Origin of the sequence: Gordonia humi, from assembly GCF_014197435.1 — a bacterium.
In the GTDB taxonomy this organism is placed as follows: Bacteria; Actinomycetota; Actinomycetes; order Mycobacteriales; family Mycobacteriaceae; genus Gordonia; species Gordonia humi.
The window spans coordinates 3,056,360-3,075,153 of the sequence record NZ_JACIFP010000001.1 but is presented as its reverse complement, the minus strand read 5'-3'; the positions used below and the strand labels follow the sequence as shown (position 1 = coordinate 3,075,153).

Here is an 18,794-nt window from a genome sequence, read left to right as displayed (position 1 = left end):
ATATGTCGATCAGCGAATGAATTCCCTGCGGAACCCGTTTTCAATTCAATCGGATGTCGATAGTACACTTTCCTTCCGAATCGGATAATCGCAGTATGTGACATATTTCAATGCGCATCCGTGAATGCCTTGAGAATGCAGAGGAGAATGTATGTCGAATAGTGAATACGACACGGAATACGTGGATGTGGCAGTGATCGGCGGAGGACCGGCCGGCCTGTCCGCGGCGCTGGTGCTCGGACGCCAGCAGCGTTCGGTAGCACTCTTCGACGACGGGAGATATCGCAATTCCGCGGCGACGGAATCGCATATGTATCTCGGTAGCGACGGTGCGTCGCCCGACGACATCCGCACTCGTGGACGACGCGAACTCGCCGCGCACACCAACGTCTCGGTCCACGCGGAGACGGTGGCCGCGATCTCCCGGTCAGCCGATTCCGGCCGGTTCGACATCGTCAGCGGCCACCGGTCGACATCGGCGCGGGCGATCGTCGTCGCGGCCGGACAACGAGACGCACCGTCACAGATCCCCGGATTGGCCGAGCGGTTCGGCGACGCGGTGGTCCACTGTCCGTTCTGCCACGGATTCGAAACCCTCGGCGCTCGGATCGCAGTCCTCTCCGAGCGCCCGACGATCCCCGTCCAACCCGCGATGCAGGCGTTGTACGTGCGCACGCACTTCAGCGACGACGTCGTGCTCTGCGCGAACGGCGACGACGTACCGGATGCCCTGCGCGAGCGTCTCGACCGACACGGCGTCGCCGTCGTCGACGCCCCGGTCACCGAGGTGTCCGGCATCCGCGGCGACCTTGTCGTGCAACTCGACGGCACCGATCCGCTCCGCGTCGACGTCGGCTATCACGTTCCCCGGTTCGAGATCGGCGCCGAGTTCGTTCACGACATCGGTTGCGAGACCGACGGCGCCTGCATCCTCGTGGACTCCGCGCACCGTACGAGCGTGCCCGGCGTCTACGCGGCGGGCGACATCGCGCGCATCCGAACGCAAGACGTGCCGCTCACCTTCATCTCGCAGGCCGTCGCGGCCGGTCAGGCCGCCGCCCTCTGGTGCGACCAGGACCTCTTCGCCGTCGACGCGGGCCTCACCGCGTGACCGCCCGCCCCAGTCCCGCGTGACCACCCACCCCTACCCCGCATGACCACCCACCCCTACCCCGCGTGACCACCCACCCCTACCCCGGGAGATCCATGAACCGCCGTACCTTCCTGTCCTCCGCCGCGATCGCGGCGTCGATGCTCGGCGCCGCATCCGTCCTGTCGGCCTGCGGTTCCGACGAGCGGGGGCCGGCCACCCGCCGCGTTCGCGTGGTGGCCATCGGCAATCCCGCCGACGCCCTCGACCCCGCGGGCGCCTCCGCCGCCGCCACGTACATCGCGCTCTACGCCGTCTACGAGTCGCTGGCGGTCATCGTCGACGGCGAGGTGCAGATGCAGCTCGCCGAGGCGATCACCCCGAACGACGACGCGTCGGAGTGGACCATCCGGCTGGTCTCCGATGCCAGGTTCAGCGACGGCTCGCCGGTGACCTCCCGCGACGTCCTCGCGAGCTTCGCCCACTACGCCGACTCCCCCACTCTCGGACCGTTCTTCACCGATGTCGACCTGTCCGCGACTCGCGCCGCCGACGATCACACGATCGCACTCGTGCTGAAGCGTCCGCGCGCCGACCTGATCATGTCCATGCTGGCCGCATCGTCGGTGGTGATGAAGAACGGCGATCCCGCGCTGCGTATCGGATCCGGACCGTTCCGCGTCGACCAGGGATCGTCCGCGCAAGGATGGTCGCTCGCCCGGGTCGATCCCGACGACGGCCGCAGCGACGTCTTGTCCTTGCAGGTGAGCGCCGTGAGCGAACCGCAGGCTCGCACCAACGCGGTGACCGCCGGACAAGCACAGTTCGCCGTCGATCTGACACCGACCGCGGCCCGACAGATTCAGACGCACAAGAATCTCCGGGTCGATCGGACCGGACCGGCGGATTCCAAGGCGCTCGGCGTCATTCTGAACACGAGGGTCGCGCCGTTCGACGATCCCGAGGTGCGGCTCGCCGCCAAGCTGACCCTCGATCGAAAGCTCCTCGTCGACAGCGTGCTGCAGGGATTCGGCACGGTCGGCAACGACCTGCTCGGCCTCGGTCTGCCGACCTACCCGACGGACCTGCCCCAGCGCTCCCGCGACGTCGACCGCGCGCGGGCGATCTTCGCGCGCAAACACGTCACCCGGATCCCGTTCACCGTCGCCGAGGTGTCGTCGGGTGTCACGGCGGCGGCCGAGTCGATGGTCCGTCAGTTCGCCGAGGTGGGCGTGACGCTCGACATCCGGACGGCCGACCCGGCGTCGTACTTCGCCGATATGCCGTCGTTATTCGGACAGCCGATGTTCGTCACCTACTACGTGAACCGGTCGACGGTGTCGGCGCTGCCGTTCGTCACCGGCACCGACGGCTTCTTCAACCTGAGCGGATTCGGCGGCGGATCGTACGACGCACTGCTGCAGAGGATCTCGGCCGAGGTCGACGAGAGCGCCCGGCAGCAGCTGATCGACGAGGCCGCGAAGATCGTGTGGTCCGACAGCGGCGAGATCATCTGGGGCTACCAGGAGGTCGTCAACGCGAGCGTCTCGGATCTGCACGACGTCCGGATCGTGCAATCGGTGCCCGTGTTCGGTGCCGCATCCTTCGAGTGAGGCCGGCGGGCGTGCTCGGTGCGGTGCTCCGCACCTCCGTGAGTCTGACGCTGACCACACCGGTCGTGTTCTTCGCGGTCGAGACGCTGCCGGGCGACGCCGCGTCCGCGTCCGCGCAGAGCACGTCGACGACGGTGATCGATGCACAGCGGGAGCGATTGGGGCTCGACCGGCCGGTCCTCGAACGATTCGGCGACTGGCTCGGCGGGCTGATGACCGGCCGGCTGGGCGAGACCGCGGACACGGGCGTGCCGGTCGCGGATCTGATCGCCGGACCGATGCGGAGCACGGCGGTGCTCGCCGTCGCGGCGCTCGTGCCCGCGGTGATACTCGGGGTGACGCTCGGGGTGCTCGCCGGAACCCGCGCGAGTGGGCGCCTCGACCGCGCGATCTCGTCGGCGTCGTCGGCGCTCATGGCGACCCCCGAGTTCGTCGTGGCCGTCGGACTGCTGGTCCTGCTGTCGTTGTGGAGTGGTCTGCTGCCGCCGGTCTCGTTGTTCGACACCGGATCCTCACCGCTGACCGAACCGTCCCTCCTGGTGCTCCCGGCCGCGACTCTGGCCGTCGTCGCCTCGGCGCCGTTGAGCAGGTACATCCGGGCGGTGGTCGCCACGGAGAACGCCCGCGATCACGTCGAGGCCGCACGGCTGGCCGGACTGTCCGAGCCCCGAGTGGTGCGGCGACACCTGCTGCCGGGTGCGCTCGCGCCGATGGCGCAGGCGTGCGCGTCGCTCACACCGTACGTCGTCGGCGGAACGATCGTCGTCGAGCAGGTGTTCGGCTATCCGGGCATCGGGTCGTTGCTGGTCTCGCGGATCGCGGCCCGCGACACGGTGACGGTGGCGACCGTCACGATGATCCTCGCGGCGATCGTCGCGGTGAGTTTCTGCATCGCCGACGTCTGCGGCCGATGGCGCGCGACGGGGCCGGGTCGATGAGGGCGGTCGTCGTCTGGTCGGCGCTGTGGTGTCCGGTGGTGGTCGTGGCACTGTTCGGCGGCGGCCTGGCTCGACTGCTCGGTGTCGTCGATCCCGGCGCACCGATCGGTGCGCCGTTCACCTCCGACGGACTGCTCGGCACCGATTACCTGGGCCGCAGCGTGGCCGCGCAACTGCTCGTCGGCGGTCGGAGCCTGGTCCTGGCTCCGCTCGCGGCCGCCGTCGTCGCCGAGGCCGTCGCACTGATCGTCTCGTCGACCATGATCTGGTCGCACCGGTGGCGGACCGCGGTCACGACGGTGATGGACGTACTGCTGATCATTCCGCCGATGCTGCTGATCCTCGTGGTCGTGACCGGAACCGGATTCGCGGCCTGGACGCTGGTCCTGCTCGTCGCGGCCGTGACGGTCCCGTTCGCAAGCCGCTATCTCACCGCGGCGGGAACCGAGATCGCGGCATCCGGGTACGTCGAGACGGCACTGGCGGTCGGCGACTCGCGGGCCCTCGTCGCCGTCCGCGATGTGGCGCCCAACCTGGTCCGCCCCGCACTGACCGACCTCGGGGTGCGCTTCTGCGGCGCCGTTCACCTCGTCGCCGCCGTCGTCTTTCTCGGCGGAGCGACCGGCGACTCGACCGGAAGCTGGGCGACGATGATCCAACGAAATCTGGAGGGCGTCATGCTCAATCCGTGGAGCGTATGCGCTCCCGCCCTGGCGATCGTGGGACTGACCGTCCCGTTGACGATGATCGCCGATCGATGGACCCAGCGGCGATGAACCCAGCGGCGATGAACCCAGCAGCGATGAACGCGCTGGACATCACCGGGCTCATGGTGACCGGGCCCGGCGGACACCGAATCCTCGACGACGTCGACCTGCGCATCACGGCCGGCGGCGTCACCGCGGTGACCGGGCCTTCCGGCTCCGGAAAGACCACACTCGCGCTCGCCGCCGTCGGACATGTCCGGCCCGGCCTGGCGATCAGCGCGGGCCGGATTCGGACGGCCGGGAGCGATGTGGTCGTCGACGGAACGCGATCGAGCGAATCCGCCGTGCGGCGGCTCCGCCGCGACCATGTCACATACGTCGGACAGGATCCGGGGACCGCGTTGACCCCGTCCATGCGGGTCGGCGAGCTGATCTCCGAACTCGCTCGCGACGACCACGATCCTCGGACGCTGCTGCAGACGGTCGGGTTGCCCACCGACGAGGAGTTCCTCAGCCGTCGACCGCGCCACCTCTCCGGCGGGCAGCGCCGCCGGGTCGCACTCGTCCGTGCGTTGGCGGCGGGCGGCGGACTCGTGATGCTCGACGAGCCGACGGCCGGACTGGACGCCGCCACGGCTCGCGACGTCGCCGACCTGATCTCTCGTCTGGTGGCCGCGACCGGGAAGACCGCGATCGTCATCACCCACGACCTGCCGATCGCCTATCGCATCAGTGACCGGATCGTCGAGATGGCCGACGGACGGATCGTCGCCGACGGTCCACCGCCCGCGGCGCCCGTTCCCCGCGGGAGCACGACGGCGATCCGCGGTGAGCACGTGTCGGTCGGCGACGCTCGACTCACGGTCGACGGGCTCCGGTTGACGTACCCGGGACGCCGCGACCCGATCTGCTCGGCCGCATCGCTGCGGATCGCCGCGGGCGAGGCGGTCGGGCTCTCCGGTGACTCCGGAACCGGGAAGTCGACGCTCGCACGCGCGCTCGTGGGATTGCATCCGCCCGACGCCGGTCGGATCGTCCTCGACGGAACGGAACTCGCCGATCGTGTCCGACGACGTACCCGCGCACAGGCGCGGGCCGTCTGTCTGATTCCACAAGATCCCGCATCGACTCTCAATCCGGCCGTCTCGGTCGGCACGAGCATCGCCCGCTTCCTGCCTCGAACGTCCGCGGGCCGTCGTCGGGACCGGGTGCGGGACCTGCTCGCCGACGTCGGCCTCGACCCGGATCTCGCACGGCGTCGACCCGGGCGTCTGTCCGGCGGCCAGCGTCAACGCGTGGCGATAGCCCGCGCTCTCGCCGCCGACCCGCGGCTGCTGATCTGCGACGAGGTGACCGCCTCACTCGACCCGGCGTCGACGGACCGGATCATCGAGCTCCTCACCCGGCTGAGGATCGACCACGGCGTGTCGTCGCTGATCGTCGCCCACGACGCCCACGTTCTCGACGCACTGTGTTCGAGGACGGTTCAGATGAGCGACCTGTAGAAGACGCGGGTCACCGCGGAGGCGGCGGCCCCCGCGAGCGACGACGACTCCGCGCGCACCGGTCAGATCGGGTCGGGTCGGCTCCGGTCTCGTTCGGCCGCGAGCATCGACGTCAGCAGATGCCATCGACGATGACGGTGCCGGAAGATCAGCCGAGCGAACACCGTCGTTCCCCACCCCCGCGGGCCGTGCTCGGTCTCGACGCGGTCGGTGTAGCGGCACGAGTTCTCACCGGTGGGCTCGAACGTCAACCGGTGATTCCACACGCGCACCGGTCCGCCGCGCTCCTTCGTGTACACCTCGAGATCGTCCAGCGCGATGACGGTGATCCGGTGCGTCCACGTCGGCAACACACCCAGCCACTTCACCCGCCCGGATGCACTGAATCCCGGCGTGATCGCGACGTCGGGCGCCGGGAACTCGTCGGTCGAGAACGTGAGCACGGGTGCGAGCACGAACTGCATCACTTCGGGGACAGCAGCCAGACGGCGAGCACGTGCGGCGGAGACGGGAAGCTCGACGGAGGTGGTGACGACAGCCATCGGGGGGTTCCTTTCGCGTGGCGACCGGTCCTCATGACGGAGTCGCCGGGGATCACCTCCCAGACTAATGATAATGAGTGTCGATTGCACCAGTCGGCGGGAATCGGCGGGTCGACCGGCCCCGGCCACCGGTCAGCCGAACGCGCCCTGCCCGGTGACGGCCTGGCCGATGATCAGCTGGTGCACCTCGCTGGTGCCCTCGTAGGTCAGGACCGATTCGAGGTTGTTGGCGTGCCGCATGATCGGGAACTCCAGGGTGATACCCGCGGCGCCGAAGATCGTGCGGCAGGAGCGGGCGATCTCGATGGACTCGCGGACGTTGTTGAGCTTGCCGAGACTGATCTGCTCCTGGCGCAGAGTCCCCGCGTCCTTCATCGCGCCCAGGTGCGCGGCCAGCAGGACGCCCTTGCCCAGTTCGAGGGTCATGTCGGCGATCTTGGTCTGGGTGATCTGGAACGCGGTGAGCGGCCGATCGAAGATGTCGCGGTCGTTCGCATAGGCGATCGCCGAGTCCAGGCAGTCGCGAGCGGCGCCGAGCGCACCCCACACGATGCCGTAGCGAGCCTCGTTCAGGCACGACAGAGGCCCGCGCAGTCCGACGGCCTCCGGCAGCATCGCCGAATCCGGCAGGCGAACGTCGTCCAGGACGAGTTCGCTGGTCACCGAGGCGCGCAGCGACATCTTGTGCTTGATCGCGGGCGCCGAGAATCCCGGGGCGTCGGTCGGCACGACGAAACCGCGCACTCCCCGGCCGTTGCCCGGCTCGTCGGTCTGCGCCCACACGACGGCGACGTCGGCGACGCTGCCGTTGGTGATCCACATCTTGGTGCCGTTGAGGATCCAGTCGTCACCGTCGCGCCGGGCTCGGGTGCGCATACCCGCGGGGTTGGAGCCGTAGTCGGGTTCGGTGAGGCCGAAACAGCCGATGGCCTCCCCCGCCGCCATGCGCGGAAGCCACTCCTGCTTCTGCTCCTCGCTGCCCCATCTCCAGATCGCGAACATGGCCAGCGAGCCCTGCACCGAGACCAGGGACCGCAGTCCGGAGTCGCCGGCTTCGAGTTCCAGGCAGGCCAGACCGTAGGCGGTCGCCGTCGTGCCCGCGCAGCCGTAGCCGTCCAGGTGCATGCCGAGGACGCCGAGTGCACCGAGTTCGCGCGCCAGCTCGCGGGCCGGGATCTGCCCGGACTCGTACCAGTCGGCGATGTGCGGGCGGACCGACCGGTCGACGTAGGCGCGCACGGTGTCGCGGATGGCGATCTCCTCGTCGGAGAACAGGTGGTCGACGGAGAACAGTTCGAGCGGTGTGGAGGCCATGACGGTGTCCCTTGTACGAGTCGGTGGTGTGCGGTCAGACGAAGGCGGAGACGCCGGTCTCGGCGCGTCCGATGAGAAGCTTCTGGATCTGCGAGGTGCCCTCGTAGAGGGTCATGACGCGGGCGTCGCGCATGTACTTCTGCACCGGGTACTCGTCGACGTACCCGTAGCCGCCGAAGGCCTGCAGCGCGAGGTTGGCCGCCTTGACGGCCTTCTCGGAGGCGAACAGTTTGGCCTTCGACGCGGCCAGCGCGATCGGCTCACCGCGTTCGACGAGGTCGGCGGCCCGCCAGGTGAGCAGGCGCGCGCAGTCGGCGTCGACGGAGATCTCGGCGATCATGTCCTGGATCATCTGGAAGGATGCGATCGGCTTGCCGAACTGCTGCCGCTGCGTGGTGTAGTCGACGACGGCGTCCAGGCAGCCCGCGATGATTCCGGTGCAGCCCGCACCCACCGAGACCCGACCCTTGTCTAGGGACGTCATCGCGATCGCGAAGCCCTGTCCCTCGTCGCCGAGCATCGCGTCGGCGGGCACGCGGACCGCGTCGAAGCTCAGCTCGGCGGTCGCCTGACCGCGCAGACCGAGTTTGCCGTGGATCTCGGTGCGCTCGAAGCCGGGAGTGTCGGTCGGGACGAGGAACGCCGAGACGCCCTTCGCACCGCCGCCTCCGGTCCGTGCGAACACCACGCACACGTCGGCCCAGGACCCGTTGGTGATGAAGATCTTGGTGCCGGTGATCACCCAGTCCGTGCCGTCGCGCACGGCGCGGGTCGTCAACCGGGACGGGTCGGATCCGTTGTCGGGTTCGGTGAGGCCGAAGCAGCCGAGCAGAGTGCCCGACGCGATGCCGGGCAGCCACCGCTGCTTCTGTTCCTCGGTGCCGTGCGAGAGGACGATCTTGCCGAACAGTCCCATCGACACCGAGACGATGCCGCGCACCGAGGAGTCGGCGCGGCCGAGTTCCTCCATGCCCAGGCAGTAGGTGATGTAGTCGCCGCCGAGGCCGCCGTACTCCTCCGGGATGGTGAGTCCGAAGAAGCCGAGTTCGCCGAGCTTGGGAATCAGCTCGGTGTCGACGGACTCCCGACGGTCCCATTCGGCGCGGAACGGGACCACTTCCTTGTCGAGGAAGTCGCGGGCGGTCCGCTGGAAGGCGATCTGCTCGTCGCTGAGTTGGAAGTCCATCGTCTAGATGCCTTTCCCGACGCGCGCGCCGGTGGAGTCGTAGAGGTAGAAGCCGCGTCCGGTCTTGCGGCCGAGGTGTCCGTCGGCGACCAGCCGCGACACCGTGGCCGACGGGGCGTCGGCGGGGTCGCCGGTCTCGTCGAAGCGGGCCTTCTTGGTGAGGTACCCGATGTCGACGCCGGTGAGGTCCATCAGTTCGAAGGGGCCCATGGGATACCCGAGTGCGGTGCGGGCGGCGGTGTCGATCGCGTCGACGTCGGCGTAGCCGCCCTCGTACAGCGCGATCGCCTCGTCGCGCACCGCGTTGAGGAGCCGGTTGGCCACGAATCCCGGGATCTCCCTGGCGAGCACGACCGGGACCTTGCCGAGGCTTTCGACGAAAGCCGTTGCCGCCGCGGCGGTCGCGTCGCCGGTCTCCGGTCCGCGCACCACCTCCACGCACGGCATCACGAGCGCCGGATTGAAGAAGTGCAGGTTGACGAAGCGGTCCGGGCGCCGGATCGCCGACGCCATGGAGGACGGGACGAGACTCGACGAGTTGCTCGCCAGGATCGTCTCGGCGGGCAGTCGGGTGTCGAGGTCGGCGAAGAACGCGCGTTTCACGTCGAGACGTTCGACGATCGCCTCGATCACCAGGTCTGCGTCGTCGGGCAGGGTGCTCGCGGTGTGCAGGCGGGCGTGCGCCGCATCCACTTCTTCGGCGGTGCGTCGGCCCTTCGCGACCATCGACGAGGTGCGCTCGCGCAGCGCCGCGGTCGCGGCGTCGAGCGCGGTCGGGTCCAGGTCGTGGAGGGTCACGTGGTACCCGGCGAACGCGCAGACCATCGCGATCTGCGACCCCATCGCACCCGCACCGGCGACGAGGACTCGCTCGATGCTCATCGGCCGCTCCATTCGGGCGTGCGCTTGGCCAGGAACGCGGCCGCGCCCTCCGACTTGTCAGCTGTCGTGTACAGCAGCGACTGGGCGAGTCGTTCGATGACCTGCCCGGTGTGCTGGTCGGCGTCCATCCCCGCCCGGATCACCGTCGTGGCCAGTCGTACGGCCACCGGCCCCTTCGCGATGATCGAGGCCGCCACCTCGCGGGCCTTGTCGAGCAGGTCCTCGGCGGGCACCACGTAGGTCGCCAGTCCCGCGGTCAGTGCCTCGTCGGCGGTCAGCGTGCGTGCGGTGAGGATCATGTCGATGGCGAGCCCCACGCCGACCAGCCGCGCCAGTCGCTGAGTTCCACCCGCGCCGGGCAGCACCGACAGCGTGGTCTCCGGAAGTCCGAAACATGCTCTCTCCGATGCGATCCGGATGTCGCACGCCATCGACAGCTCACAACCGCCGCCGAGCGCGTAACCGTTCACCGCCGCGATCGTCGGCTTCTCGAACTGTTCGACGGTGTCGTAGAGCCGGCCCATCGAGCCGGCGAGCCCGGTGTGCATGTCGTAGTTCCGCAACTGCCCGATGTCGGCTCCGGCGGCGAACGCCCTGTCCCCCGCACCGGTGAACACCACCGCCCCGACGGCGTCATCGCGGCGCACCTCGTCGAGTGCGGCCGCGAGGTCGGCCTGCACCTGGGCGTTGATCGCGTTGCGGACCTCGGGCCTGTTCACCGTGACCAGGGCGACTCCATCGGTCACGTCGAGGGTCACGGTCGTCGGATCGGTCATTGATTCACCTGCTTGCGTAGTGCGAACTTCTGGATCTTGCCGCTCGGCGTGGTCGGCAGTGCGTCGAGGACTTCGAGCCGCTCGGGCCAGTACTGTTTGGCCAGTCCTTTGCCGAGCAGATACTCCTTCATCTCCTCGAAGGTGAAGCCGTCCGCCGCGTACTCCTCCTTGAGGACGACGCACGCGCACGCCCGTTCCTGCAGCCGCGGATCGGGGACGCCGACGACGGCGACCGAGGCGATCTTCGGGTGCTCGTAGAAGACGTTCTCGACGAACGCGACCGGAATGTTCTCACCGCCGCGGATGATCACGTCCTTGGTGCGGCCGGCGATCTTCAGGTAGCCGTCGGCGTCGACGGACGCGAGGTCGCCGGTGTCGAACCAGTCGCCGTCGAACTCCTCGCGCGTCCTGTCGATGCGATGCAGATAGCCGACGAACAACGACGGCCCGCGTACCTGCAGGCGCCCCTCGGTGTCGGCCGGTCGCGGCACACCGTCGAAGTCGACCACGCGGATCTCCATACCGGGCCACGGGCAACCGTCGGTGTTGATGATCTTCTCGTCGGGGTCGCCGGGCACCCCGAGGGTGACCAGCGCGTTCTCGGTCTGTCCCCAGCCGCCGAGCACCACGAGCGACGGCATGGTCCGCCGGGCCTCGGCGACCACGGCACGCGGGATCGGCGCGCCCATGCAGCAGAACAGTCGCAGGCTCGACACGTCGTGGTCGGCCAGACCGGACGCGCCGATCAGATCGTGCAGGAACGGCGTCGCGGCCGAGGTGTAGGTGATCCGATACCGCTGCACCAGTTCGACGAAGCGCTCCTTGTCCCACACGTCCTGTAGGACGCAGGTGGCGCCGTTCTCGACGTTCAGACGGGCGCCGTACAGGAATCCGGTCAGGTGCGCGAGCGTGGACGCGATATGGAACACGTCGTCGGAGGTGATCGACAGACGTTGCGGCAGAGGTCGATTCGCGGCAGTCAGAGTGTTGTGCGTGTGCATCACGCCCTTGGGCTCGCCGGTGGTGCCGGAGGTGAAGATGAGCAGCGACACATCGTTCGCGTCCGGCCGGAGCGCGACGAGCTCGGAGCGGTCGCGCCGCTCCTCCCACGGGGTCGCCATGAACTCGTCGTACGATCCGCCGACCACGAGGGTGTGCGCCACCGTCGACGTCTGCTCCGACATGCCCGCGTACATCTCGGGATAGTCGAAGTTGCGGAAGGTCTGCGGGATCACCAGGACCTTCGTGGCGGCGAGGGCGACCATGAAACCCACCTCCCGCTCGCGGTAGATCGGGATCAGCGGGTTGCTGACCGCACCGATCCGGGTCGCGGCGTAGTGGACGACGATCCATTCGATCCAGTTCGGGAGTTGGAACGAGACGACGTCGCCCGCCTCGACACCGAGTTCGAGGAGGCCGAGGGCGCACCGGTCCACCTCGTCGCGCAGGGCGCCGTAGGTGATCTCGCGGTGGACGTCGATGAAGGCGATCTTGTCGGGAGTGGAGTCGGCGGCGTCGTCGAGCCAGTCGGTGATGATGCGGCCCTGCCAGTAGCCGCCGCGCGTGTACTGTTCGATCAGTTCCGGAGTCAGGATCGTCTCGAAGGACATGGGATTCTCGTCTCAGCTCATGGAGAGGCCGCCGCTGACGCTGACGGTCTGTCCGGTGATGAAGGAGGCCTCATCGGAGGCGAGGAAGGCGACGGTGTTGGCGAGGTCCTCGGGCTGACCGAGACGACGCAGCGGGATGGCCTTCTGCAGTGCGGCGCGCAGCTTCTCCCCGCCCATCGACGCGAACAGCGCGGTGTCCGTGGGACCGGGGCACACGCAGTTGATGTTGACCTGCGACCGCGCCATCTCACGGGCGGTCGACTTGGTGAAGGCGATGACTCCGCCTTTGGCGGCCGAGTACACGGCTTCGCCCGAGGAACCGACGCGGCCGGCGTCCGAGCCGAGATTCACCACGTGCCCGAATCCCTGGTCGGCCATGATCGGCAGGATCTTCTTCGAGGTGTTGAGAACGCCGTACAGGTTGATCGCGATCACCCGGTCCCATGTCTCGGGCTCGGACTCGACGAACGGTTCGGCCTTGTCCCAGCCCGCGTTGTTGACCAGTACGTCGAGGCGCCCGAACCGCTCGATGACGGTGTCGACGGCGGCGTTCACCGAGTCGCGGCTGGTGACGTCGACCCGCAGGCCGATGCTTTCGTTGCCGAGTTCGGCCGCGGTGGCCTCGGCGGTGTCGGCGTTGACGTCGGTGACGACGACGGTGGCGCCCTCGGCGGCCAGCTTCGTCGCGATGGCCGCGCCGATCCCCTGTCCGGCGCCGGTGACGAATGCGATCTTGTCGGTGAGCTTGCTCATGAGTGTGCGTCCTGTCGTGGTGAGTGAGGTTATTCGCGGCGTTCGGCGCAAGCGCCGACCGACGTCTACGGGGCGGCGGTACGTCCCAGGAGGCTGCGGGAGATGACCAGCTTGGAGACCTGTGCGGTGCCGTCGCCGATCTCCAGGCCGATGACGTCGCGCAGGCGCTGGCCGACCTTGTGTTCGGTGGAGTAGCCGACATGACCGAGAGTCAGCAGGCATTGGTGAATGACGTCGGCCGACAGTTTCGGTGCCCAGAACTTGGCCATCGCGGCTTCGGCCGAGTGCTCGACGTCGTTGTCCTTGCGCCACAGGGCCTCGTAACAGACATGGCGGGCGCCGGTGATGTAGGTGGCGTGCTCGGCGAGCGGGAACGAGACGCCCTGGAATCTGCCGATCGGCTGGCCGAACGCCTGCCGGTCCCGCGCCCAGGCGATCGCTTCGTCGAGCGATTGCTGCGCGGCTCCGAGACAGAGCAGACCGATGATCGCCCGGGAGTAGTCGAATCCCTGCATCACCGAGACGAAACCGCCGCCCTCCTGACCGATCAGATCTCCCGACGTCACGTGGACGTCGTCGAAGTGCACCGACGCTCGGCCGATGGCCCGGCTGCCCAGATCGTCGAAGGGCGACCTCGTGACGCCCGGATCGGTCAGGTCCACCCAGAAGGCGCTGACTCCGCGGGCACCGGCGCCGCCGGTGCGAGCCAGTACGACGGCGCGGTCGGCGGCCATGCCCAATGTGATCGAGGTCTTCTCCCCGGACAGCCGCCAACCGTCGTCGGTGGGTACGGCCTTGAGTCCCAGTGCGGCGGCGTCGGTTCCGTGTTCGGGCTCGGTGATCATGATGCACGGGACGGTCTCCCCGGATGCGATCGCGGGCAGCCACGCGGCCTTCTGCTCGTCGGTGCAGTTGCGTACCAGGATGTCGCTGATCAACGCGGTGTTGATGATGAGGTAGCCGGCGTTGAAGTCCGCCCGACCGACTTCTTCCGCGGCGATTCCGGCGATCACCGCCGTCGCGTCCTGTCCCCCGTACTCTTCGGGGATGCGCAGTCCGGTCAGGCCCATCTCAGCCATGTCGACGGCCTGTTGTCGCCGGAACTCCGCGGCCTTGTCGTCGGACTGGTAATGCGGGGCCAGGACCTTGTCGGCCCACCGGGCCATCTCGGTGCGGAACACCTGCTGGTCGTCGTCGAATCCGTAGTGCACGATGATCTCCCGTCGTCAGGTGAGGTCGGCTCTAGTGCCAGTCGACGTGGGCGGCGAAGTCGGCCGGGCGCTTCTCGGCGAACGCCGCGGCGCCCTCGGCGCCCTCGGGCGAGACGACGAACAGGTCGAGCGCGGTCATCGCCATGTTCGAGAAGCCCGCCTGGTGATCGGTGTCGGCGTTGAACGACTGCTTGAGGAACTTGATGGCGGTCGGGCTCTTCTCGGCGACTTCGGCGACCCACGCCTTCGCCTCGTCGAGCAGCCGGTCGGCCGGAACCACCTTGTTCACCAACCCCATGTCGAGGGCCTCGGCGGCCGAGTACTGGCGGCACCAGAACCAGATCTCGCGCGCCTTCTTCTCGCCGACGACGCGGGCGAGATACGCCGAGCCGAATCCGGCGTCGAACGATCCGACGCGCGGGCCCGCCTGACCGAACTTCGCGGTGTCGGCGGCGAGGGTGACGTCGGCGAGCACGTGCAGCACGTGGCCGCCGCCGACCGCTATGCCGTTGACTGCGGCGATGACCGGCTTCGGGATGTCGCGCATGAGCTTGTGCAGGTCTCCGATGCGGAAGCGGTCCAGCTCGGACGGCCCGTAGTCGCCGGTCTCGGCGCGCTGCTTGACGTCGCCGCCCGTGCAGAACGCCTTCTCGCCGGCACCGGTCAAGATCACCGCGCGGACCGTGTGGTCGGACCAGGCCCGCTGGAAGGCCGCGATCAGCTCGTCGACCGTCTGCGCCCGGAACGCGTTGTACCGCTGCGGACGGTTGAGGGTGATGATCCCCGCGTTGTCGACGACCTCGTAGGTGATGTCTTCGTACTGGCTCATGACGTGCTCCTCGGGTTGATGTCAGTGACTCCGGACGTGAAATGAATATTGATTCATTGCGAATGAATCTATGTTCATTCACGATGGGTGTCAAGGGTCACGGTGAAATCCGTTCCGCGAGCGGCGTTACGATGAACATCGATTCACATCGAGAAGGAGGGACCGATGACCGCGGATCCGCAGCGCACGTCAGTCAGCGAGGCCGTGCGCGAGGTCAGCGCCTCGATGCGATCGCGTCAGATACTCGACGCCGCCGCGCGACTCATGGAGCGCGCGGGTTCGGAAGCGGTGTCGATGCAGGCGTTGGCCGCCGAGGCGGGCGTGAGCGTCGGTCTGATCTATCGCTACTTCGGCGGCAAGGACGAAGTGCTACTCGCCGTCATCGTCGAGGTCCTCGACGCATTCCGGACCACGGTGCCCGCTGCCGTCGACGCGGCAGGCGACGATCCCGTTCGACGCCTCGCCGCCGCGTTCACCGCGTACTGCCAGGTGATCGCGCGTTACCGGCACGCCGCGGTTCTCACGTACCGGGAGTCGAATGCGCTCTCGATCCAGGGGCGCGAGAAGATCAAGACGCTCGAGGTCGAGACGAGTGAGCCGCTGCGCACCGCCGTCCGCGCAGGTGTCGACGCCGGCCTCCTCGCGGCGCCGAACGCCGACCTCGTCGCGTACGACCTGCTGCTCCTGGCCCACGCATGGGCCCTCAAGCACTGGTACTTCCAGCAGACGATGACCCTCGACGAGTACGCCGACGCCCAGCTCGCACTGATGCTGCGCGCGCTCGTGCGCCCCGAGGTCCGCTCCGACTACGCCGACCTCCTCGGCGATCCTCCGGCGTAGCCTCGCTCCGGCACGGTCGGCGGTCGGCCGGCTCAGGCGTCGAGCAGTGCGGAGATCCGGGCCGCGGCCTCGGTGGTCGCCGTGGTGAGTTCGCGGCGTTCAGCGGGGTCGACGGCGGATCGGAGCACACCGAGCTGCAGCTCGAAGTCGGCCGCACCGCGAGCGAACACCGGTGCCGCGAGGTAACTGATCGGCAGTGCGTCGTCGACCGCGAGATCGGCGGGAAGGTATGCGCGCGAAGACAGCTCGGCGAGCTGCCGGACGGCCGATCGGCGTACCGCTGGATCGATCAGCATGGGCCCCACGGCGCCGAGCAGGTCAGCGAGCGACTCGACCAGCGACGCGTCCGAGGACGCGGGGCGGTACACCGCGTAGCCGAGCCGTCGAACACCGTCGAGCAGCCGCCGTCGACGGTCGCCGCGTCCGTCGACGCCGCGCCACGCCGCCTGTTCCGCGGGCGAGCGCCACGCCATGCACGCGGCGCCCGCCGGATAGCCGACGGCGAGGGACTGCCCGAGTCCGAGACCGGGCACAGGTCGCGTCCTCGAGTGCACCTTCGCCACGACGGTCATCCGGTCGGAGGTGAGCCTGCTGATCGTCACACCGCACGACGTCGCGGCGACCAGGTCCTCGGCCACCGCGATCACGTCGGCCGTCATCGTCGGGCCGCCGCCGGGATGGTGCGACAGCCCCGCGGCACCCGGTCCGAGCGAGTACGCGCGACCGGCGTCGCGCACGACCCATCCCGCGTCATCGAGTTCGGCGAGGATCGCCGACATCGTCGGCCGGGCGGCGCCGATCGCATCGGCGATCTGCGCGATGGTCCGCGGCGCTTCGGCGTGGGCCAGGTATTCGAGCGTGTCGACGACCCGACGGGTCGGCGGGGATCCGGCCATCTCCAGTCGGCTCCCGTCGCTTGTCGGATCGATCACATCCGGCTACGGTGTGTCGGATATTCATACCATAGAACTCGAATATTCGATTCTCAAGGGAGTCTCCACGTGCTCGAGAAGTTTCAGCTCGACGGCAAGACCGCTATCGTGACCGGCTCCGGACGCGGTATCGGCGCCGCGATCGCGATCGGATTCGCGCAGGCGGGCGCCGACGTCGTCATCACGGCGCGGACCGAGGCCGATCTCGTCCGGGTGGCCGAGCAGATCACCGCGACCGGTCGGCGAGCGATCGCCGTTCCCCTCGACCTGGCCGACGAGGACGCCGGGGTGCTCGTCGAGCGGGCCGTCGCCGAGACCGGTCGCGTCGACATCGTGGTCAACAACGTCGGCGGCGCGCCGCCCAGGACCTTCCTCGACACGAAGGTCGTGCACCTCGAGCGAGCCTTCTCGTTCAACGTCGGCACCGCCCACGCACTCAATCTCGCCGCGGTGCCGGTGATGCTCGAGAACGGGGGCGGCTCCATCATCAACATCACCTCGTCGATGGGCAGACTCGCCGGGCGCGCATTCCTGGCCTACGGCACGTCGAAGGCAGCCCTCGCGCACTACACGCGGATGGCCGCCGAAGACCTCGCCCCGAAGATCCGGGTCAACGCGATCGCCCCGGGCGCCGTTCTGACCTCGGCGCTCGGCTACGTCGCCGACAACGACGAGATGCGCGGCGAGATCGAGCAGAACACCCCCATGAGGCGGCTCGGCGACGCCGACGAGATCGCCGCGGCGGCCGTGTATCTCGCGAGCGACGCGGCGGGCTATGTGACCGGCAAGATCGTCGAGGTCGACGGCGGTCTCGAAGCCCCGAACGTCGCACTGCCGATTCCGGACCTGTGACGGGCGCATCCAACGTCCGACGAGGAGACGCCATGACCACCGACCCGCAGACGATCCGCGCCATCGAAGAACTCAAGTACCGCTATCTCCGCGGCGTCGACACGAAGGACTGGGATCTGGTCGCGTCCACCCTGACCGCGGACGTGCAGACCGCCTACGGCACGCAGATGGGCGGCCGGGACCTGACCTTCACCGACCGCGCCGGTGTGATCGAGTACTTCCGCACGGCGATGGGCCCGACCATCGTCACCGAGCACCGCGCCGACCATCCGATCATCGAGGTCGACGGCGACACCGCGACCGGCTCCTGGTATCTCCAGGATCGGGTCATCGTGCCCGAGTTCGACGTCATGATCATCGGCGCCGCGTTCTATCGGGACGAGTACCGCCGGACCGCGCGGGGCTGGCGGATCAGCAGTACCGGATACGACCGCACCTATGAGGCCGTCGGCAGCCTCTCGGCAGGCGGCTGGACGATGACGCCGGGCCCCGCACTGCGACCGCCGTCGCAGCCGCCACGGTAAGTTCGGCGCATGACATCTGGGACCGGCGGCGCCGCCGGAACATTCGGGCGCGACTTCGTCGACGAACTGGACCAGCTCTTGCGCTGGCGCCGCGACGTGCGACGATTCCGGACGGATCCGGTCCCGTCGGACGTCTTCGACGAGATCCTGACCGCCGCGGAGCTCTCGCCGTCGGTCGGCAACAGCCAGCCCTGGCGGTGGGTGCAGGTGATCTCCCCGGCACGCCGACTGGCGGTCACGGAGGTGTTCGCCCGCTGCAACGCTCGTGCGCTCGACGGGTACAGCGGCGATCGTGCGCGCACCTACGCGTCGCTGAAACTCGCCGGTCTCGACGACGCACCCGTGCACCTGGCGGTGTTCTGCGCACCCGATCCCCGTCAGGGCGCGGGCCTGGGCCGCGCGACGATGCCGCAGACCCTCGAGTACTCGGTGGTCACCGCGATCAGCACCCTGTGGCTGGCGGCCCGCGCCCGCGGCGTGGGAATCGGCTGGGTGTCGATCATCGACCCCGTCGAGGTGCGCGCGGCCCTCGACGTGCCCGCCGACTGGACCCTCGTCGCCTACCTGTGCCTCGGGTATCCCGAGACTCTCGATGCGACACCGGAACTGGAGCGCCTGGGCTGGCAGGACCGGACGGACCCGCGAGCGCGCTTTCAGACACGGTGACCGTCGCAGCCACCACTCCGGGGC

The 18,794-nt window shown here is 68.6% G+C and carries 19 protein-coding genes; 9 read left to right on the top strand and 10 right to left on the bottom strand.

Annotated features, from left to right (window positions below; translation table 11 throughout):
• The first annotated feature begins 151 nt into the window (after positions 1-151).
• The 5 genes from BKA16_RS14165 (at position 152) to BKA16_RS14145 (ending at position 5,853) form a co-directional block, all read left to right on the top strand.
• Positions 152-1,111 (top strand): NAD(P)/FAD-dependent oxidoreductase, encoded by a 960-nt coding sequence (locus BKA16_RS14165; protein ID WP_183371258.1) that lies wholly within the window; start codon positions 152-154, stop codon positions 1,109-1,111.
• Positions 1,112-1,206: 95 nt separating this feature from the next.
• Positions 1,207-2,703, top strand: coding sequence for an ABC transporter substrate-binding protein (locus tag BKA16_RS14160; RefSeq protein ID WP_183371256.1), 1,497 nt, complete (start codon positions 1,207-1,209; stop codon positions 2,701-2,703).
• Positions 2,704-2,726: 23 nt separating this feature from the next.
• Positions 2,727-3,641, top strand: coding sequence for an ABC transporter permease subunit (locus BKA16_RS14155; protein WP_183371254.1), 915 nt, complete (start codon positions 2,727-2,729; stop codon positions 3,639-3,641).
• Entirely contained in the window at positions 3,614-4,417 is an 804-nt protein-coding gene (locus BKA16_RS14150; RefSeq protein ID WP_183371252.1) for an ABC transporter permease subunit, read from the top strand. The genes BKA16_RS14155 and BKA16_RS14150 overlap by 28 nt, the downstream gene beginning before the upstream one ends.
• An 11-nt stretch (positions 4,418-4,428) precedes the next feature.
• Complete coding sequence (locus BKA16_RS14145) at positions 4,429-5,853, top strand: ABC transporter ATP-binding protein (protein ID WP_183371250.1); 1,425 nt, start codon at positions 4,429-4,431, stop codon at positions 5,851-5,853.
• A gap of 62 nt (positions 5,854-5,915) precedes the next feature.
• Here the strand turns inward: BKA16_RS14145 and BKA16_RS14140 are convergent, their stop codons facing one another.
• From BKA16_RS14140 to BKA16_RS14100, 9 genes are all read right to left on the bottom strand, one after another.
• Positions 5,916-6,395, bottom strand: a complete 480-nt coding sequence (locus tag BKA16_RS14140) for an SRPBCC family protein (protein WP_183371248.1) — start codon at positions 6,393-6,395, stop codon at positions 5,916-5,918.
• 132 nt (positions 6,396-6,527) lie between these two features.
• Entirely contained in the window at positions 6,528-7,709 is a 1,182-nt protein-coding gene (locus BKA16_RS14135) for an acyl-CoA dehydrogenase family protein (RefSeq protein ID WP_183371246.1), read from the bottom strand.
• A 34-nt stretch (positions 7,710-7,743) separates the two neighbouring features.
• Positions 7,744-8,895 carry an acyl-CoA dehydrogenase family protein gene (locus BKA16_RS14130; RefSeq protein ID WP_183371244.1) on the bottom strand — a complete coding sequence of 384 codons (1,152 nt, stop codon included), beginning with the start codon at positions 8,893-8,895 and terminating at the stop codon, positions 7,744-7,746.
• Between the two features lie 3 nt (positions 8,896-8,898).
• Positions 8,899-9,777 (bottom strand): 3-hydroxyacyl-CoA dehydrogenase family protein, encoded by an 879-nt coding sequence (locus BKA16_RS14125; RefSeq protein ID WP_183371242.1) that lies wholly within the window; start codon positions 9,775-9,777, stop codon positions 8,899-8,901.
• Positions 9,774-10,553, bottom strand: coding sequence for an enoyl-CoA hydratase/isomerase family protein (locus BKA16_RS14120; protein WP_183371240.1), 780 nt, complete (start codon positions 10,551-10,553; stop codon positions 9,774-9,776). The genes BKA16_RS14125 and BKA16_RS14120 overlap by 4 nt, the downstream gene beginning before the upstream one ends.
• A complete protein-coding gene (locus BKA16_RS14115; RefSeq protein WP_183371238.1) occupies positions 10,550-12,163 on the bottom strand; it encodes an AMP-binding protein in 1,614 nt (537 codons plus the stop codon). The genes BKA16_RS14120 and BKA16_RS14115 overlap by 4 nt, the downstream gene beginning before the upstream one ends.
• Positions 12,164-12,175: 12 nt before the next feature.
• Positions 12,176-12,916, bottom strand: a complete 741-nt coding sequence (locus tag BKA16_RS14110) for an SDR family NAD(P)-dependent oxidoreductase (RefSeq protein ID WP_183371236.1) — start codon at positions 12,914-12,916, stop codon at positions 12,176-12,178.
• A gap of 65 nt (positions 12,917-12,981) precedes the next feature.
• Positions 12,982-14,127, bottom strand: a complete 1,146-nt coding sequence (locus BKA16_RS14105; protein WP_183371234.1) for an acyl-CoA dehydrogenase family protein — start codon at positions 14,125-14,127, stop codon at positions 12,982-12,984.
• A 31-nt stretch (positions 14,128-14,158) separates the two neighbouring features.
• Positions 14,159-14,956, bottom strand: a complete 798-nt coding sequence (locus tag BKA16_RS14100; protein ID WP_183371233.1) for an enoyl-CoA hydratase-related protein — start codon at positions 14,954-14,956, stop codon at positions 14,159-14,161.
• Between the two features lie 165 nt (positions 14,957-15,121).
• Between BKA16_RS14100 and BKA16_RS14095 the strand changes: the two genes are divergently transcribed.
• Positions 15,122-15,796 carry a TetR/AcrR family transcriptional regulator gene (locus BKA16_RS14095; RefSeq protein WP_183371231.1) on the top strand — a complete coding sequence of 225 codons (675 nt, stop codon included), beginning with the start codon at positions 15,122-15,124 and terminating at the stop codon, positions 15,794-15,796.
• Positions 15,797-15,828: 32 nt separating this feature from the next.
• On the opposite strand, the gene BKA16_RS14090 is transcribed toward BKA16_RS14095, so the two are convergent.
• On the bottom strand, positions 15,829-16,728 hold the full coding sequence (locus tag BKA16_RS14090) for a MarR family transcriptional regulator (RefSeq protein ID WP_343067425.1): 900 nt from the start codon (positions 16,726-16,728) through the stop codon (positions 15,829-15,831).
• 69 nt (positions 16,729-16,797) lie between these two features.
• Between BKA16_RS14090 and BKA16_RS14085 the strand changes: the two genes are divergently transcribed.
• From BKA16_RS14085 to bluB, 3 genes are read left to right on the top strand one after another with little or no spacing between them, the layout of a single operon-like run.
• A complete protein-coding gene (locus BKA16_RS14085; protein ID WP_183371229.1) occupies positions 16,798-17,580 on the top strand; it encodes an SDR family oxidoreductase in 783 nt (260 codons plus the stop codon).
• A 32-nt stretch (positions 17,581-17,612) separates the two neighbouring features.
• Positions 17,613-18,104 carry a nuclear transport factor 2 family protein gene (locus BKA16_RS14080; RefSeq protein WP_183371227.1) on the top strand — a complete coding sequence of 164 codons (492 nt, stop codon included), beginning with the start codon at positions 17,613-17,615 and terminating at the stop codon, positions 18,102-18,104.
• 9 nt (positions 18,105-18,113) lie between these two features.
• Positions 18,114-18,770 (top strand): 5,6-dimethylbenzimidazole synthase, encoded by a 657-nt coding sequence (gene bluB / locus BKA16_RS14075; RefSeq protein ID WP_183371225.1) that lies wholly within the window; start codon positions 18,114-18,116, stop codon positions 18,768-18,770.
• The last annotated feature ends 24 nt before the right edge of the window (positions 18,771-18,794 follow it).

Coding starts and splice junctions, on each gene's coding strand:
- BKA16_RS14165 (WP_183371258.1), top strand. CDS start 152: ATGTCGAATAGTGAATACGACACGGAATACGTGGATGTGGCAGTGATC.
- BKA16_RS14160 (WP_183371256.1), top strand. CDS start 1,207: ATGAACCGCCGTACCTTCCTGTCCTCCGCCGCGATCGCGGCGTCGATG.
- BKA16_RS14150 (WP_183371252.1), top strand. CDS start 3,614: ATGGCGCGCGACGGGGCCGGGTCGATGAGGGCGGTCGTCGTCTGGTCG.
- BKA16_RS14145 (WP_183371250.1), top strand. CDS start 4,429: ATGAACCCAGCAGCGATGAACGCGCTGGACATCACCGGGCTCATGGTG.
- BKA16_RS14140 (WP_183371248.1), bottom strand. CDS start 6,395: ATGGCTGTCGTCACCACCTCCGTCGAGCTTCCCGTCTCCGCCGCACGT.
- BKA16_RS14135 (WP_183371246.1), bottom strand. CDS start 7,709: ATGGCCTCCACACCGCTCGAACTGTTCTCCGTCGACCACCTGTTCTCC.
- BKA16_RS14130 (WP_183371244.1), bottom strand. CDS start 8,895: ATGGACTTCCAACTCAGCGACGAGCAGATCGCCTTCCAGCGGACCGCC.
- BKA16_RS14125 (WP_183371242.1), bottom strand. CDS start 9,777: ATGAGCATCGAGCGAGTCCTCGTCGCCGGTGCGGGTGCGATGGGGTCG.
- BKA16_RS14120 (WP_183371240.1), bottom strand. CDS start 10,553: ATGACCGATCCGACGACCGTGACCCTCGACGTGACCGATGGAGTCGCC.
- BKA16_RS14115 (WP_183371238.1), bottom strand. CDS start 12,163: ATGTCCTTCGAGACGATCCTGACTCCGGAACTGATCGAACAGTACACG.
- BKA16_RS14110 (WP_183371236.1), bottom strand. CDS start 12,916: ATGAGCAAGCTCACCGACAAGATCGCATTCGTCACCGGCGCCGGACAG.
- BKA16_RS14100 (WP_183371233.1), bottom strand. CDS start 14,956: ATGAGCCAGTACGAAGACATCACCTACGAGGTCGTCGACAACGCGGGG.
- BKA16_RS14095 (WP_183371231.1), top strand. CDS start 15,122: ATGACCGCGGATCCGCAGCGCACGTCAGTCAGCGAGGCCGTGCGCGAG.
- BKA16_RS14080 (WP_183371227.1), top strand. CDS start 17,613: ATGACCACCGACCCGCAGACGATCCGCGCCATCGAAGAACTCAAGTAC.
- bluB (WP_183371225.1), top strand. CDS start 18,114: ATGACATCTGGGACCGGCGGCGCCGCCGGAACATTCGGGCGCGACTTC.